This is a genomic window from Telluria sp. GW821-FHT07G12 (assembly GCF_059418525.1).
This window is the reverse complement of sequence record NZ_JBWKQA010000001.1, coordinates 869,234-885,206: the sequence shown is the minus strand read 5'-3', so window position 1 is coordinate 885,206 and position 15,973 is coordinate 869,234. Positions and strand designations below refer to the sequence as shown.

At 60.4% G+C, this 15,973-nt stretch carries 12 protein-coding genes and 1 tRNA gene; 4 read left to right on the top strand and 9 right to left on the bottom strand.

The genetic code is table 11. The features are described 5' to 3' along the window. Nucleotides 1-54: 54 nt before the first annotated feature. Entirely contained in the window at nt 55-1,953 is a 1,899-nt protein-coding gene (locus tag AC07PE_RS04270; protein WP_498761902.1) for an esterase/lipase family protein, read from the bottom strand. After that, nucleotides 1,950-4,586: a type VI secretion system Vgr family protein gene (locus AC07PE_RS04265; protein ID WP_498761900.1), complete on the bottom strand. Its 2,637-nt coding sequence runs from the start codon at nt 4,584-4,586 to the stop codon at nt 1,950-1,952. Before AC07PE_RS04265 ends, AC07PE_RS04270 begins: the two co-directional genes overlap by 4 nt. A gap of 247 nt (nt 4,587-4,833) precedes the next feature. Between AC07PE_RS04265 and AC07PE_RS04260 the strand changes: the two genes are divergently transcribed. Continuing rightward, nucleotides 4,834-6,045 carry an AcrVA2 family anti-CRISPR protein gene (locus AC07PE_RS04260; RefSeq protein WP_498761898.1) on the top strand — a complete coding sequence of 404 codons (1,212 nt, stop codon included), beginning with the start codon at nt 4,834-4,836 and terminating at the stop codon, nt 6,043-6,045. Nucleotides 6,046-6,055: 10 nt separating this feature from the next. Here AC07PE_RS04260 and tssG read toward each other — a convergent pair whose 3' ends face one another. The 3 genes from tssG to tssE are packed head-to-tail and all read right to left on the bottom strand — an operon-like array spanning nt 6,056 to nt 9,658. Beyond that, nucleotides 6,056-7,156, bottom strand: coding sequence for a type VI secretion system baseplate subunit TssG (gene tssG / locus AC07PE_RS04255; protein ID WP_498761897.1), 1,101 nt, complete (start codon nt 7,154-7,156; stop codon nt 6,056-6,058). Next, entirely contained in the window at nt 7,120-8,946 is a 1,827-nt protein-coding gene (gene tssF / locus AC07PE_RS04250) for a type VI secretion system baseplate subunit TssF (protein ID WP_498761895.1), read from the bottom strand. The genes tssG and tssF overlap by 37 nt, the downstream gene beginning before the upstream one ends. A gap of 22 nt (nt 8,947-8,968) precedes the next feature. Beyond that, the gene (gene tssE, locus AC07PE_RS04245; RefSeq protein ID WP_498761894.1) at nt 8,969-9,658 is read right to left on the bottom strand and encodes a type VI secretion system baseplate subunit TssE; all 690 of its coding nucleotides are present in this window, start codon (nt 9,656-9,658) and stop codon (nt 8,969-8,971) included. Between tssE and tssK the strand changes: the two genes are divergently transcribed. Then, nucleotides 9,651-10,985, top strand: a complete 1,335-nt coding sequence (gene tssK, locus AC07PE_RS04240; RefSeq protein WP_498761892.1) for a type VI secretion system baseplate subunit TssK — start codon at nt 9,651-9,653, stop codon at nt 10,983-10,985. The genes tssE and tssK overlap by 8 nt on opposite strands. Nucleotides 10,986-11,108: 123 nt before the next feature. On the opposite strand, the gene AC07PE_RS04235 is transcribed toward tssK, so the two are convergent. From AC07PE_RS04235 to AC07PE_RS04220, 4 genes are all read right to left on the bottom strand, one after another. Beyond that, complete coding sequence (locus tag AC07PE_RS04235) at nt 11,109-11,387, bottom strand: helix-turn-helix domain-containing protein (RefSeq protein ID WP_498761890.1); 279 nt, start codon at nt 11,385-11,387, stop codon at nt 11,109-11,111. Nucleotides 11,388-11,537: 150 nt separating this feature from the next. After that, a tRNA-Lys gene (locus AC07PE_RS04230) sits at nt 11,538-11,613 on the bottom strand. A gap of 60 nt (nt 11,614-11,673) precedes the next feature. Then, the gene (locus AC07PE_RS04225; RefSeq protein ID WP_498761888.1) at nt 11,674-12,063 is read right to left on the bottom strand and encodes a hypothetical protein; all 390 of its coding nucleotides are present in this window, start codon (nt 12,061-12,063) and stop codon (nt 11,674-11,676) included. A gap of 190 nt (nt 12,064-12,253) precedes the next feature. After that, a complete protein-coding gene (locus AC07PE_RS04220) occupies nt 12,254-12,676 on the bottom strand; it encodes a hypothetical protein (protein ID WP_498761887.1) in 423 nt (140 codons plus the stop codon). 99 nt (nt 12,677-12,775) lie between these two features. Here AC07PE_RS04220 and AC07PE_RS04215 point away from each other — a divergent pair, with 99 nt between their 5' ends. Together AC07PE_RS04215 and AC07PE_RS04210 are read left to right on the top strand one after the other, a co-directional pair. Next, the gene (locus AC07PE_RS04215) at nt 12,776-14,467 is read left to right on the top strand and encodes a tetratricopeptide repeat protein (protein ID WP_498761885.1); all 1,692 of its coding nucleotides are present in this window, start codon (nt 12,776-12,778) and stop codon (nt 14,465-14,467) included. Beyond that, complete coding sequence (locus AC07PE_RS04210) at nt 14,455-15,924, top strand: M48 family metallopeptidase (protein WP_498761883.1); 1,470 nt, start codon at nt 14,455-14,457, stop codon at nt 15,922-15,924. Before AC07PE_RS04215 ends, AC07PE_RS04210 begins: the two co-directional genes overlap by 13 nt. Nucleotides 15,925-15,973: the final 49 nt, after the last annotated feature.

Below are 15,973 nucleotides of genomic sequence, written 5' to 3'. Positions count from 1 at the left end.
TAAAAATATTAAAGCTACCCAATACTTTACGTGTTTTGATGACATAGTGGTGCCTTAATCCCATTTCGCTGCCTTGGCTATTTGGACGATTGAATACAGCATGGATGCCAGAACTTTCGGGTCCGAATAGCTCGCTTGGTGCTCGTAGCTTTCGCCTTTTGTTCCACCATGCACGAACAGATTGCCTTTGATTAACCGCGCAGAACGTTCCGCAGGAACGGTCTCATCACCGGGCGCGTTAGGATGCTGTAATAACAGAAATAGTTTTTTCTCCCCTGCCTGGACTTTAAGCTCACCTCCGCCATCTTCAGCTAATAGTTTCCATGTCTCGGGCGAGGGCAGTGCCGTGCCAGTTTTTCCAGTCTGCCATAAGAAATTCTGGGTCTTGAAGACAACTTCGCCGTATGTTACGCGCTCAAGAGAGGCGCAGAAACTTGCGTAGCAATTTTTTGGATGAAAGGTGTTTTCGACGGACTGAAGAAAGTCTGCTGCATCCCTTAAGCGCGTCCTGACGTTTTCTAAGCCGCCACCATTTTTCTTTTTGACATTGGCAGGATTAACCCATTTGGGATTGATTAGGCGCCACCAAACGTCTTCGGATTGCAGATAAATACTTTCGAGTGCCGTCTCATCATTGCGCGGCCAACTCCAGAGTGTTTTGCCTGATTCGTCTATTACCTTCAGCCAGTCCTTTCCGTATGCGGTGCCGGGCAGTAATTCCAAGGGCGCGGGCGTGTTGGCAAGGATCGCGGTCGCGTTCTCACCGTTAATGGCGATGATTTTGGCTTTGATTTGTTCTAATTTTCCGAGTTTATCCTGAAAGCCAAATCGCATCCGCTTATATGCACTTCCAGCTCCCATCGTGGGCATTACATTATGGTATATGCCTAATACTTTGACGCTCTGGTCGTTGAGCATATTTCCGTAGTCTGGATGAAGCAGTGCGCGGGCGACAAGGCCGCCCATACTGTGGGTTACAATGATCACTTCGTCGCATTTAAAGCCGCGCTCTTGGTAACCCTTAACTAACCCCCGAATTCGCTTAGCGATTACAGTTGCAGATTTACCATTGCTTTGCAAAAAATTGTAGCCCATCGCGTGAACAGGATACCAGCATTTCGATATTTTCTTGATATCGTTTTCATTAATCGCGGCGCCCTTGCCGGCACCAAGGTGTTTTGGGTCGCCTAGGAGTAGTTCGGAAATATTTCCATATTTCCAATCTGATCTTTTTATAGGTAGTAGAGTGTTCGGACTCGTTGGGTTTTTCTGCCAGCATGGGTTGAGTTGTACCGGCATGATCATATTGTTAAGGAAATGCTCGGCTATTTTCAACATTTCCCCATACGAGCCGGCGAACAGCACTTCGCTCCAACCTCTCCAGCGGGCGATTTGTGCGGGAATCGCTTTAGAACTTTTTACGCGTTTAGTGTCGCTGACGGCCTGCTGACTTCCCATCAACGGGGGAATTGGAGGTAAGCTATCTGGTACGTTTTGATGTCGAGCGTCAGCGGCAAGCGTTTCTTTTCCGTCGGGATCGAAGCGGTTTTTGCTTTCCGTGTAATGGTAGTATTCGACCTCTGTTTCGTTTGGGTCAAAAACGAGTTGGCGCTGCGCTGGTGTTGCGTTTTTGAACCAGTTGCCTAGCCCGTTACCGGCTAGAACATCTAGTTGACCCGATCCAGAAAGAAGGTCATCCGGCCGCCAGGCACGGTTATCAATGCTTTTCAATTCTTTGTTGTTTTGGCGTTCCTTGCTCATGCGTAGATTGCTTCCCATTACGCCTGGCAAAAAGATGACTGGAATTACCTTCCCTGGAGGTGTGATAACGTCATGGCGGACGGTGTCTCCGATTTCAGTCATGTTGACCGTGTATTCAGCCCAGCCACCGACGCCCTGAGTGAACTGCCCTTGATAGTTACCGCGCTTGTTAAGGTTGCTTTTATCGCTCATGGGAGTTCACCTTTCCACCGAATCGTATAGTCATCGAGGCCTGTTCCTTTTTGTATCCCTGTACTGCCGTCAGCACCTGTTTTAGCATTCATCACCGTACCATCATCTCGAACAAGCTCGTATGCAACGTCCCTTGATGGCTTTCCATCCACTTCGAGAAAATTGACTTCTTGGTCGAAGTGATAACCGGTCGGTTTCTCGTTGAAAGCTTGCGAAACGCTCTTGGCAGGCAGGGTTTCTAAGTTGCCGTGAAAGAGCACAGGCGATGAAGTGAAGAACTGCGTTTGATCGCTAATCTCAACCATGTGATTGGCGCCCTGCAGTCTCACCCCTTTCTTGCCCCTGATCGTCACCCAGTCGGACTCGCTCAAGAGCGCAAGCACCTTGTTCGCGATGATTTCCACGTCGTCCTCTTGCGCTTGCACAGACACCTTGCCGCCGGCGGCGATCAGCTTCATCCCGGCTTTATGCACGAACAGTCGGAAGGTCTTACCGACGCTCGCAAACAGACCGTCGATACTGGCGATCGACAGGCTTTTGCCGCTGGTGATGGCGGTATGGCGGCTGCTAGCGATGTGGGTGGATTGTGCCGAGCTGAGTTCGATACCAGCCGGGCTCGCGACGACTAGGTGTGGCTCGGCCAATTCCGGAAACTCGCCCTTGCCGCCGCCCCGGATGCCCTGGTTCTGGGATTTGAGGTCCTCGACGGCATCCGCTTGCTGGGGCTCCTGCTTCTCCTGGGCGCCATAGTGCTGCGCCATTCCGGTCAACTGCTCCTGCACGTCCGCAGCAGCCAACAGCCGCTGGATCGTCTCGCCCATGTCCTTGATATGGGAAGCTGCGTTCGGCCGCGCTTCCGTAGTGATGAGCATCCCTTGATTCGCACGCGCCACGCCTGCGGCGTTAGTCGCCAGTTCCCATCCCTCGCCGCGAGGATCAGTTCGACCGGAGGTGTCCTCGATGCGGGTAATGTGTCCAAGCGACAGCTGGCTGCACTGATGATCGCTCTTCAGCTGCGCCTGGATCTTGCCTGGGGTGTCGTCCAGCACCAAGTGATTACCACGCCCGCTCGCTTCGCCCGCCTGCAGCTCCCGGCTGCGCAGACCGCTCAAAGCCTGCTGTTCCGGCAACTGCCACGGCGGCATGTGCGTGAAGTTGTACAGCACACCAAGAATCAGCGGATGATCGATGTTCCCGTTGACGAAGACAACCCCCACTTCCTCGCCGACGCGCGGCAGGCGGATGTTCCCGAACTCGACGCCGGCACCGGGCGACATCACGCGCACCCAGGCCGAGCTATTCTCGTCGCGCTTGCCCAGCCGGTCCCAGTGGAACTGGATCTTGACCCGCCCGTAGCCATCGGTATGGATCTCGGCGCCGGCCGGCCCGACCACGATGGCGGTCTGGATGCCGTGATAGACGGAGGGCTGACTGTTGTAGTGCCGTCCCGGGCGCCACTGGATATCCCTGCGCATGCAGCGGAAGGTGTTCTCGTAGTTCGATGGCGCACCCGGCCCGGCCTGGTAGTTATTGCTGGCTTCGTGGTCGACGGAAAGGATCAGGTAGTCGCGGTCGCGGATGCTGGGCTTGGCCGGTTCGCCGCGCTTGGGTACGCGCAGCTCGGCGCTGAAGTGGTCGGCAAGCTTAAAGCACCGGCCCGGCTGGGCGGTGCGATCGTTGCCGCGGGCTTCGAAGGTTTGTGTGTTCGCATCAACCTCGCCCATGCGCTGCTGCGCGAGGCGTTCGCCGTCGTCATGGGTACGGAAACCGTACGCGCCTGTGTCTTCGTAGATTTCGTAGGGATAGACGTCGCCCTGATTATTTAGAGATTCGGCGGTCGAGCGCTGCGCGACCGGGTTCTTATAGTCGAAGCTGACCAGCGTTGTCTGGCCGGAGCCGAGCCGGCGCATGGGAATCCATTCACGGATGCCGTCGTCTTCGAGCGAGCCAGCCTTGTCGCGGAACGGGATTTCGCCGGAATCGTCAATGCCGGTCGGGTCGATGGGCTGGGCGAGCGTGCTCCTGTCCCTGAGAAAGAGCGTGTGCCCGTCGGCCCGGTGCTCGTAGTAATAATGCAGCCCGAGCTCTTCCCAGCGCCGGTGCAAGTGGTTGTAGTCGGTCTCGTCGTACTGGTTGGCGCAGGTCAGCCGGGGATACTCCTCGACGATGACTGGATGCCAGTCGTTCTGGCGGTACTGGGCAAAGGTGAGTTCGGTAATTTCGATGACGCTCTTGCCGAGGAACGAACGGTTGTCCTTGCGCAGCTTCGCGAATGCCAGCCAGGGCTCGAGCACCATGTGGTAGAACGCGAAGCCACCATCGGTGCGAAGGAAACGGAATTCGGTGACGTAGCCGTTGAAGTAGCGCAGCGATCCGTCCTCGCGCACCAAGGAGATCGTGACCATTCTAGCCATCATCGCTTTCAGGGGAATCTGCGCGTCGTCCGACAGGAGTTCGACCTCGATGCGAAAGCAGCGCGAGACTTCCTCGCGCGCCTTGAGCCGGTTCGGCAGGAGGATGCGATCCGGCCCGTCGTTGCGAGGGAATTCCAGGCGCATCAGGCGGTCGTGCTGCGCATCGAGACTGAACGCCGACAGCGCAGCTCCCGCCGCGATCGCTTGGCTTCCATCCATGTATTGCCTCCGATGGTAACTGCTATCAAATTTTCCATCGGCTAAGGTAACCAAGTGCTTTCAAACGGCCTTGATAATGAGCAAGAACCGGGCTCTGCTGTTGCCTTGACATGTAGCGACAGGGCGAACAATTTTCTGTGCATAGGCTGATTTTGCTCAGCTTGATTGATCGCAATGTGAATCGATGGGCGGGTTCTACATTTTTCCTTTGGTTGCCAGCAAGCAGCGCAAAACAAGGGGGAAGAGCATGCGCAAGCACGTATCCAACGGAACGCCTACGGGAATGGACATCGTTCTCAGGCCTACAAACAGCAGTCATCCGAACGCCCCCGGCGTGGAGTGCATCGAGGTCGGCCCGGCCTTGAAGAAGAGCCGCGTCGGCAGACTGCATGGCCGCCCGTATCCGGTCCAGTTCCGGAACCAGGGCGCATTCGACGCCTGGAAGCAGGCACTCGGCAGCGGTCCGGAATGGACGCGATGGGTGGACCCGGAGGCGACGTGCTGGAGCATCCGCCAGGAGATCCAGCAGCAGCTTAACGCCATGCATGCAGGTAAACATGACAACCTGGAAGCGAAAGCACGTGCCCAGGTCGACGCGCGCGTACAGGCCATATCGATCAGCGCAAACCTGAAGTACGAACTGCAGAAAGGTGCGATCATCGAGGCGACGCCGGCGCTCGAGACCCTGCTGCTCAATTCCGACATGGACCTGGACCTGCCCATGAAGATGGTTGCGCCTCCCTTTCCTGCGCAATATCTAAGGTTCGGTCCAGAGGCGGCCTGCCACCTGAAGGCACCAGATTCGGATTTGCCGGATCGTCTGTTCGACGGCGTGTTCTGCTTTTTCACGCCGCCATCGAAGCGCTACGGGGATGGAATCCAGTGGACACTCGAGCTCATTTTCATCAGCCAGCGCCAGGACTGCTTTAGTGGCCAGGTCACCCTGTTGGGTGACACGAAGCGCGACGACAAGCCTCTTGGCGAATGGCTCAACCGGGTTCTCGACACGGCGAAGGGACGGTCGATCGAGACCTTCTACAAGCCCATGTACGCAGCGGTGAGCTACGTGGTCAAGGTCTTCCTCTACATGGCGCTCAGACAGGCACGCAGCATCGAGCATCGCGAATACGATGAAGCCACGCGGCGCATCGCCGGACTCGGGGTCAAGAAGCGGGCCCGATTGCTCCAACGCGTCGAGTCGCTCTACAACGGCATCCGGGTTGGACCGGATGACCTGCTGCAGGAGAGTGCCACCCATGAGGGCGGTGGTACTGTGGCGCCGCATTGGCGGCGCGGGCACTTCCGGATGCAGGCTTGTGGAGCCGGGAAACGCGAACGCAAGCTGATATTCGTCGCGCCCATGCTGATCCATGCGTCACAGCTGCAGGGCGAGATCCCGGCGCCGAAGCCGTATCGCGCCGGCAGTACGCAAGATCCTGTGCGCGCCGCTGCTTCGTAGGCGAATTGGGCTACCGCCGAACTACCGGCGCTTGTGCGGAGCGATCCCGTTCTGCTGTCGGGCTCTTTGCGGTCGTCAGCCGAAGGACGGAACGTATATCAGGCCGGCTTGCCTTTCCCGCGCTGACGGTGAGGAAGGAATTCAAGCCAAGACGCTTGCGATCCGGCCCTCTGGTTGCCAGGGTCAAGGGCTTGAGGCATGGCGTGCCCAGCAAAAGCCTGACTTCGTACTGCACCGAAGGCACCGCGAACAGGCGGACCATCTCCTTCAACGCGGCGTGAGACCGGCCATTCGGCAGGAAAGCCTTTGCCGTCTCCTCGTCCAGCGGGCCGATATGCAGGCGGACCCGCAGGTCGTTGCGCCATGCGCGGGCGCCCAAGGCGGCGCCGAAGCCGAGGGTGGGGTGGGTGGCACCCAGCGTGCTGCGGATCTCCTCCGGTATCGGGTCCCAGGCGCCGACGAATTCCTCGACCCGGACAGGAACGCCGAAATATTCGCCCAGAACCCGCTCCACGCTCGAGGCAGCGATTGGACGCGTCCTGAGCAGCCCTGCATAGTAACCGGCGACTTCGGCCGGAATCGACGCATAGGGCCTGGCCAGCCCAAAGCTGGCCGGCCGCAGACCGCCCAATGCGCTCAACAGCGGTAGCAGATCGTCCTGGCCTCGCGTGTCCAGGCCATGCTCGACGCGGTACTTGCCCCAAGCCTCGTAGAACAGGCCGATGACCCGATTGGAGAACAGATCGACGAATGGCTTCCAGCTTTCGTCCGCGCCTAGGCTCGCCTTCGCGGCTGCCCGTTCGGTGTCATGCAGGGGCAGGGTGCCGCTTGCGCCGAGTAGCCCGATGAATGCCGGCGTAATGTGAATGCGCGGCATGCTGTCATCATCCACCGCTTCGACCTGCATGCCCTCGATCTCGCTGGCCGGAAAAGCCAGCGACAGGCTGTTACGAAAGCGCAGCACCTGGCTGAACGCCTGAGGATAGGGGATGCCCTGTTGGCGCAGCATTCGCACCAGGAGGTTCAGCAGTTGTACGAACTGGTAGCGGTACGGCGCCGCGCGCAGGTGCTCGGTCAGGACAGCGGCATGCTGCCGCTTCTCGGTTTGCATCGGAACAGCTCCTCTCCGGACTGGTGTGACAGGATCACGAGCTCGATAAAACTGTTCATCTGGACGTACAGCGCAAAGAACTGGTCGATGACTTGCACGAACAGGTGCAGGCCGGCGCCAACGAAGGCTTCTTCGTCGATCGTCAGGCGTACCTCCGTCCCATGCGCCAGGGATGCCCCGCGCTTGTGCCGCAACCACGCAGTGGCTTCCACATGCTCCAGCCCGACAATGCCAGCGATTTGCCGCCGCGATACCGCCGAGCCGGTGAAGTCGTACAGGGCGAGCATCTCGCGCAGGCCGTCAGCGCCTTCCATGGCGAGCGAGTGATGGTTGAGGGTCAGGTGCGAGATCAGGCGCCACTGGGCGCCCCGGCCGTTTGCCAGGCGATGGGGGCGCGTGGGCCGGCGCAGAAAGCGGATCGCGGCGCCTTCGGTGACGCCTGGGATGGACAGGTCGCCGCCGGCCGCGCCGGTTTTCAACAGACAGGGCAGGTCCCGGTTGGTGCAGGTGAGGTCGAGCGACAGCGTTGTTTGCTCGACCGCGAGCGGTGTACCGTCGATGTCGACGAGCGAGATGACCTTTTCGTGACCTGGGCTGATAGCTGCCAATGTGTCGTCATGGCGTAGTATCCAGTAGCGCCCCTTGCGTGCATCGCACTCGCCGTGCCGCAGCGCATAGAATGGGTGGAATTCGACCGGCGCGATGTCCTTCCCCTGTTGGCGCACCATGTGGACCCGGTCGACCGAATAGACTTCGTACGCCGCCGCATGGGCGGGATGCGCCAGCACCGAATACTCGGCCGTCTTTTGGCTGTAGTCGATCGGCACGCCCGGCTGCCTGAACAGATTGACGACCGGCGTGCAGCCAGGGAGCAGGCTTCGTGCCGACAGGCCGGCGAGCATCCTTGCCTGGCTTGACCCCGGCGGCACGCCTGCCAGCCCAAGATGCAGCGTGCAACGGGTGCACTCTGCGGGCAGACGCGTGCAGAGTGCGGCCAGGTCGATATCGACGAAGTTGAACTTCTCCGGGAAGGCAAAGTACTCTGCAAGGATTCGGTAGGCGCGGTGCGAGCGGGCTTCGAACGGGATCAAGGCGTCGTCATCGGCAAAACCGGCCGCTGCGACCGGTATCGCGGCGAGCGGCACCCATGTACCATCTCCGCCGACCTGGACGTATGCCGCTGCCGTGCGCATGAACAGCGCATCGCGCAGCGCCGCGCTGAACGAAGCGTCGCCGTCGAGATAAAGCCTGCACGGGGCCGACGTCATCAGCGGGGCGGTGGATTCGAACTCGATGCCGATCGATGCCGTCACGCCCGGCGTCAGCCTGGTCGAAGATGGCGCGCGGATGACCTCATCGAAGCGGGCAGAGGTAATCGTGACCGGGGATGGCCTGACATCGTATGCGGTCTGGAACTTGCAGTTCACGCCGCGCACTGGCGCCGACTCCAGCAAGGTTCCGCGCGGGACGGTTCCGGTACTGCCGCCAGCACCTCGGCCGGCCGGGAGAAAGCGCACGATCGCGCACGAGGGAAACGGCCTCAGATAGTGCGGGAACAGGAGGTTGAGCAACGCCTCCGTGAATTGCGGATACGAGTCGTCCAGCCGCTTCGACACCCGGGCGCACAGCAGGGCGACGGACTGGATCAGGCGCTCGACATGCGGGTCGTCGCAAGCCTCGCCGCCAATCTGCAGCTTGGCCGCGACCTTCGGATAGCGCTGGGCATATTCGCGGCAAAGCTGCCGCATCGTGACGAGCTCGCGTTCGTACTGCGCAAACAGTTCATCCATGGTGCTTGTGCCTCGATTGTGCCTAACTAGCGCTGCGTACGCGCTGCACCGAATAGCGCTGCAGCGATGGCTGGAACACGGCGTTGAACTGCATCGGTTCGGCCACCGGCGCGTTCTTCAATTCGGCGGTGATCACGAAGTCGACCCGGTTGATCGCCCTTTTCCTGGGCTGCAGCGTTGCCATCACCCTGTGAAGCCGCGGCTCGTGCCGCTCTATCGCCTTCTGGACCGCGCTACAAATCCGTTTCTGGTCCGTGTCGCTCGTCATGCACATGCCAGCGAAATCGATCAGGCCATAGTTCACGATGGACGCGCTCACCTCGGGGAGGCCGTCCAGCACATCGGGGAGCAGGGCGGAGCGTGTGTTGAGGAGGGCTTCGAGGTCGCGGGTGATGCTCTCCCGCCATTCATCAAGCTTGCGAGGCGATGCTCGGAACTGACTCTGCGGTGCTTCGCCATCGTCATCGGCATCCAAACGGTCGAACAAGCCTGGCACGAAACTCTGCATGCTTTTCCCTTTAAGCCGTCTTGAGGCAGAAGAAGCGTCATTATTGCCTTCCTGTAGGCAGTAAAGTTGCGTCCTATCAACAGATTTATTTAAAGGAAGAAATTTAGCCTTGATGCGCCCGATCAACAATTTCTTGCGCAAGCCGGCCATGCTTTGTGGAATCTGAACAATGCGAACCTGGATCAAGGAGAAAGCAATGAGCATGGGTGCCAAAATTTTGTGGTCTGAAGGACTGACGCTGGGGCCCCAGCATTTTCAGCGGCAGGACCTGTACCATGAAACGCGACTGCTTCGCATGGCGTCGGCTTTGAATCCCAACTTCTGGGGCGCGCGCTCGCTGCAATGGAATATGGAAGCACTCGGCCATAACCTGCTCGAAGCGCAGGCGATGTCGCTGATCTTCCAGGATGGCGCAGTCTACGATGCACCAGCAACGGACCTGTTGCCGCTCCCGGTCGACCTGACCCAGCTGCCGCAGGAAATCAACACCTTCACCATCTATGCGGCACTTCCGACCATCCGGCCGCACGGGGCCAATGCCGAGGAGGGCGGCCGTTATGCGCTAACGGAGGCGGAAACATCCGACCTGTTCAGCGACGCGGTTCCGATCGATGTGCCATTCCTGAAGAAGCGGCTCCGACTGATTACCCACGCCGAGCCGCGCGATGGCCATGTCAGCTTTCCCGTGCTGCGCATCCATCGCGACCCGCGGGGTGGCTTCGAGGCTGACCCGACCTTCGTCCCGCCATGCGTGGCGATCAGTGCCGCCCGTCCGCTCCAGCAACTGCTCGACGGCCTGATGAGCGCGCTATCTGCCAAGATCGTCTCGCTGCACAACTCGCACCGGAAGACCAATGCAGCCACTTTCGAGGTGCATGCCGGCGACATCACATCCTGGTGGATGCTGAACATCATCAGCACGGCGAACGCATCCCTGCAGCACTGTGCGCGCTCGCGGGTACAGCATCCCGAGGACCTGTACGAGAAGCTGCTTGCGCTTGCTGGCGGGTTGATGACATTCTCGGACAGGTACAAAACATCGGATCTGCCGGCCTACGTTCACGCCGACCCAGGCGTCACGTTTGCACAGCTCGATACCGTGATCCGCGACTTGGTCGATACCGTCATCTCGGCAAAGTACTTCATTATTCCGCTCATCGCCGAGGACAATCGCCGCACCCACTACCGGGGAGTGCTCGACGCGTCGAAACTGACCCAGGAAACGCAGCTCTGCCTTGCCGTGAGTGCGGACATGCCGGCGCTCGAGCTGGTGGCGGCCGTACCGGTGAGGTTCAAGATCGGATCGCCCGACGACATCGAGCGCATCGTGGTATCGGCACTTCCCGGCATCACGCTGACGCACATGCCGCAGGTGCCAACGGCGGTGCCGGTTCGACCGGACACCTACTACTTTCTGCTATCGACCAAGAACGGGCTCTACGAGAATGCGCTGAAGGCGCAGGCGATCGCGATCTATGCGCCGGACGGCATGCGTGAGCTGAAGATGGAGCTGATTGCGTTCACGCAGTGAGGCCAAAGCCTCGTTTCCTCTTCCTTGCAGGCGAGAGGGCAACGTGCTCATTCATGGCTTACTTTTCGATGCAGCAAATGGGCTGGTAGGAACGCTAGTGATTTCGTGATTTCCAGGCAGCATTCATGGAATCAACGACTGAATGTCATCGCAAATGCGTGCGCAGACTTCGTTCCGTTTTTCGACATCCGATGGCAGATACGCTAGTGCAAGTAAAGCCAGCGGATGGACACCGATCACCGATGCTAACTCATCCAACTTGGAAATCGTTGGAGCCTTCAGGCCGCGTTCCAAGCTGCTGAGATAAGTCCGGCTTGACACGTCAGAGAAGTCCTCCTGAGTTAACCCGCGTCGTTTGCGTGCCTCACGCAGACCTACACCAAACCTTTCCAATAACTCCATAAGTAGCCTCGTGCCAAAAGACACGATGTACTCACGATGAACACTTTAGGGCTACAATCTATAGTGTTCATTTCTTGGAGTGTCAAATTGCAGGCACAAAAAAAGGCGTCACGATCACTCGTAACGCCTTGATTTGATACTGCAAATTCGTGGTAGGCCGTGCGGGGCTCGAACCTGCGACCAACGGATTAAAAGTCCGCTGCTCTACCAACTGAGCTAACGACCCGAAGGCCGGCATTATACCGGCTCAGCGGTATTTTGCTAAGCCCTTTTGTAGCGCATTGGCTCAGTCGGCGGCGCCGCGGCCCGGACGCTCGCTGGCGGCGAGGCGGATCGTGTCCTGCCTGAGGATGCCGCGGTCGTGCTCGAGGACGATGCGGTCGTTGTCGAGATCGGGACCGAACTGGATGGCCAGCTTGCCATCGCGCGTGGCGAAGCGGTTCGGTCCGGCCAGCCGCAATTCCCTGGGGACGCCACGCGCGATCCTGACGTAGACCCGGTCCTCCACCACATAGATCTCGGCATGGCGGCCGTCGCTGAGCCTGTACGTGCCCGTGATCAGTTCCATCTGCTGGGCGGTTGCACGGCTGAGTTCGGTCGATCCGGCAGCGGCTTGCGCCGTGCTTGCCGTCGTCAGCAGGACGGCAGCCGCCAGGAAGATGGAAAGTGCTCGCATGGTCGGTCCCTTTCGATGTGGTTGAAAAACCTGGATGAACCAAGTGTAGGGACGAGCACACTTAAAAATGTTGATTGCGGACAATTTTAAATGCTTGATAGAATTATTTCCATGCGTCAAGTCAAGCGCAGACATGAATAGAATTCGTGAGAATTCATTCTCGAAATAAGTGTGGAATTCCGCGTTGTGCCTATTCCACATTATTCCCGTATTGAATTGATTGAATAAGCCTCGCAATGCTAGAGTTTTTTGAGGCCGGATAATTATTATTATAAAAGAGGTAAAAATGTCCTTGAACGATCCAGCAGGTCTCGCACAACGTATTCCGGAACTCGAAGCATTGGCGGCCGATCCGAAGATCCGCCGGGCGATTGAGACCGGCGATCCTTTCAAAGTCTACCGGGCACTGGCCTGGGCCAAATGGCTCAAGCGCCTGCCCGAGCATCAGGCAACGCTCGATACGCTGGTCCGCCATCGCAGGTTGTTCGCCAAACCCTTGAATGGCACGCCTGCGCTGGGAACGCTGAATACGGTCGGTTTCGGTTTTGTCGGGTCTTCGGAAAAGGATAATGACGACACCTATATCGCGATGCACGCGTTTGTCGTCCTTCAATTTATTCCCATTATTCCGCTGCGCTCGTATTTGGTCAGAAAAGTCGATTCCGGACTGCTTTCTTCCAAATGGAATATCTTTGCGCGCGTTCCTTCCAGCATGTTCGGCTGGCTGTATTCGAGGGCCCTGGCATTGGGTCTGGTGGCGCTGGTTGGATGGGGCGCGGTCGGCAGCGTCATCAAATCGCGCACCCAGGACGTCGTCGTCGTGAATGGTCTCGACGTGCCGGTGACTGTCGAACTGGATGGCACGCAGCGCACCATTCCGGCCATGAGCCGGGATTCGATTACCGTCAAGACCGGCGAGGTGCAGGGCAAGGCGACTGCGAAGGGCGTCGTGGTCGATACCCTGCAGCAGAAAATCGCCAGCTCCAGCGCGTACACGATGTGGAACATTGCCGGCGCCGCACCCGTGTTCCACCAGCAGGTGGCTTACTACAAGCAGCAGCCTTCGTCGCCCCCCGCTCAACCCGAGCCGACCGTCTATTGCGGCCAGCGCTTCGTCGAGATCGGGCATGTCGACGATGCCTTCACGCCGCCGCCGCAAACGGTCAGCATGAGCAAGCATGTGAACCAGGTGGTGCGGAGCCACCTCGACCTGGCGCCGGCCGATAAACACCCGGGGTACATGAGCTGCATGTATTACCTGGCCGCGCACGACGGCATGAAACAGGCAGCGCGCTTCCTGGAAGCCGAGGCGGAACTGAAGGGCTGGGAAGGCGACGCCGCAGGCATGGCCATGTTCGCCGCGGAGTCGGTGTCGAACGCCGAAGGTATCCGCGTCGCGCAGCGCGCGCTGAAGGCGCATCCGGACGACATCACGCTGCACCGGCGCTACCAGGCCGTGCGCGACAACGCAGGCCAAGCCCAGGAGCTGATGCGGGAATACGCGGACATGGCGCAGCGCCAGCCCGGGTCCGCGCGGGCGCAATACCTGTATGCGAGTCTCATGCGCGGCAAGACCGGCATCGACGCGCTCGAGAAACTCTCGGCCAGATACGCCAACGAACCGCATATCCTGCGCAGCCTGACCTGGCGCCGCATGGCCCATGGCGATTACGCCGGCACGGTGGAAGGGTGGAACCGGTTGCATGCCATCTCGCCCAGCGACGCCGCGCAGGTCGCCGATGCCCAGGTGCGGGCGCTGGTCGCCCGCCAGCGTGGCGCCGAAGCCGCCGGCCTTTTGGCGTCACTGCTGAAGGACCCGAACGACGACAGCAAGGCCGAGCACCTGGGCGAATATCTCATGATCGTCAAACTGAACGGCGGCGACGCGCGCCGGCAGCTCGACAACATCTCCAGCGAGTTGGCAAACGACACGAGCATCGACCACATCCGCGTACGCGCGGGACTCGCGCCGGTGGCGGAGGGCGCGCAGCAAAGTACGCTGGTGCGTCTGACCCTGGCCTTGCGCAGCGATCCCGAGCAGGCGCTGCGCCTTGCGAAGAGCCTGTCGCAAGGGGAGATGCTGCAGATGGGGCCCGAACAATGGGGACTTCTCTACAGCGAAGCGGTGCGCGCCAACGACAAGGCGGTTGTCGCGAAACTCGAACATGACAACCCGCGCACCGATAGTGGCGACCGGGCCGCGCTCAAGCGCTTCGTGCAGGGCGAGGCGGTAAGCCTGGACGATGTCGACCTCGAGCCTGGCCTGCGCGCCGCCGCCATGCTGGTCCGCTCGCGCAACAGCGCGCTGCCGGCCGCCGAGCGCGCGCAACTGCGGGCGCGTGCGGCGCAGACCGACCTGCTGCACAGCGTGGTCACCCAGGCGCTTGCAAAATGGCCGGTGTGACGGCGCGCCAGCCGGCGCCGGACAGCCAGTCGCTGGCCAGCCGCGCCGTGCTGATGCTCGTGCTCTGGCTCGGCTTCTGGCTGCTTGCGGCCGGCCTGGTGGCGGGGCTGCTAAGCATTCCCTTCGCGCAGCTGCACTTCCGCGACGACATCGACCTGTCGGGCTTCATCGCCGCCTGCGCCGGACTGACGCTGGCCTACTCGCTGCGGCCGCGGCGCGCCGACGACGCATCCGGGGACGTGGTGCCGACGCCCCTGCAGCGCGATGAGGCGCCGCGGCTGTTCGGCTTCATCGACGGCGTGGCCGGCAAACTGGGCGTGACGGCGCCCTACGAAATCCACCTGGTCACCTCGGCAACCGCCTATATCAGGGCGGAGCGGAGTTGGACCGGCCGGGTCAGGACGCTGTCCATCGGCATCGGCATGCCGCTGTTCGCCTGGCTGTCGGAAGCGGAACTGGGCGCCGTGATCGCGCACGAATTCGGCCATTTCGTCGGCGGCGACACCTTGCTGACTCCTTGGGTGTACCGGACCCGCAACTCCATCGGCGCCGCCGTCCATGCGCTCGACGACTCGGTGTTTTTCCTCGACCAGCCGTTCCGCCGCTATGGCCAGTGGTTCCTGCGCCTGTCCAGTGCCGTGTCGCGCGCCCAGGAATACTCGGCCGACGCGCTGAGCGCACAGTATTTCGGCGCGGCCGCCGCCGGCGCCGCGCTGGAAAAGATCCATCTGCTGGAGCCCATGTGGTTCGCCTACTTCCACCATGACCTGGTCCCGGCCCTCAATTGTGCTGCCCGCATGCCGGTCTTCGAGGGATACCGCCGCTTTTGCGCGGCATCCCCGAAGCGGCGCGAAGTGCAGGAAGCGATCGACCACGCCGACGACCGGACCGCATCGCCCCACGACACCCACCCCTCGCTGGAAGAACGCCTGGCGGCCCTCGGCGCCGGCGGCGGCAAGCGCCTGCCGCGTCCCGCACACTGCGCCGACCTGCTCGGCGGCGAGGAGCGTATCGAGGCGATGTGGTACCAGCGCATCGGCGCGAGTGATTGGCCCGGGTTGGACTGGGATGCCTTCGGCGACGCAATGCTGCGCGCCAGGATCCTGGAACGCTTCGCCGGTACCGGCATGGCGCCCGACAAGATGGCGCTGGCCGAGCTGCCCGCGGCCGCGCAGTCGCTCGACGAATGGTGGCTCCGGCTCAAGCCGGACGGGCCGAGTTTCCTGTCGCCGGAAGGGCAGCGCAAATATGTGCTGTCCATCTTGCGCGAATGGGTCATTGCCAGCCTTTGCCATGCCGGCTTCAGCCTGAAGGTCAGGCCGGGGGCGGCGCTGGTGCTGGAGCGGGATGGGGTGACGGTCGATCCGGCCGAGCTGCTGGCGTCGGCTTGCGAAGGGCGCTTGTATGCGAGCGATATTGCACGTCTGAGCGCTGCGCCGGCCGAAGCCGCGCCTTAAAACAAAGCGCCAACCCGGAGGCTGGCGCCATTGCGGCTCAGCAGCTGTT

Coding starts and splice junctions, on each gene's coding strand:
- AC07PE_RS04270 (WP_498761902.1), bottom strand. CDS start 1,953: ATGAGCGATAAAAGCAACCTTAACAAGCGCGGTAACTATCAAGGGCAG.
- AC07PE_RS04265 (WP_498761900.1), bottom strand. CDS start 4,586: ATGGATGGAAGCCAAGCGATCGCGGCGGGAGCTGCGCTGTCGGCGTTC.
- AC07PE_RS04260 (WP_498761898.1), top strand. CDS start 4,834: ATGCGCAAGCACGTATCCAACGGAACGCCTACGGGAATGGACATCGTT.
- tssG (WP_498761897.1), bottom strand. CDS start 7,156: ATGCAAACCGAGAAGCGGCAGCATGCCGCTGTCCTGACCGAGCACCTG.
- tssF (WP_498761895.1), bottom strand. CDS start 8,946: ATGGATGAACTGTTTGCGCAGTACGAACGCGAGCTCGTCACGATGCGG.
- tssK (WP_498761892.1), top strand. CDS start 9,651: ATGAGCATGGGTGCCAAAATTTTGTGGTCTGAAGGACTGACGCTGGGG.
- tssE (WP_498761894.1), bottom strand. CDS start 9,658: ATGCTCATTGCTTTCTCCTTGATCCAGGTTCGCATTGTTCAGATTCCA.
- AC07PE_RS04235 (WP_498761890.1), bottom strand. CDS start 11,387: ATGGAGTTATTGGAAAGGTTTGGTGTAGGTCTGCGTGAGGCACGCAAA.
- AC07PE_RS04225 (WP_498761888.1), bottom strand. CDS start 12,063: ATGCGAGCACTTTCCATCTTCCTGGCGGCTGCCGTCCTGCTGACGACG.
- AC07PE_RS04215 (WP_498761885.1), top strand. CDS start 12,776: ATGTTCGGCTGGCTGTATTCGAGGGCCCTGGCATTGGGTCTGGTGGCG.
- AC07PE_RS04210 (WP_498761883.1), top strand. CDS start 14,455: ATGGCCGGTGTGACGGCGCGCCAGCCGGCGCCGGACAGCCAGTCGCTG.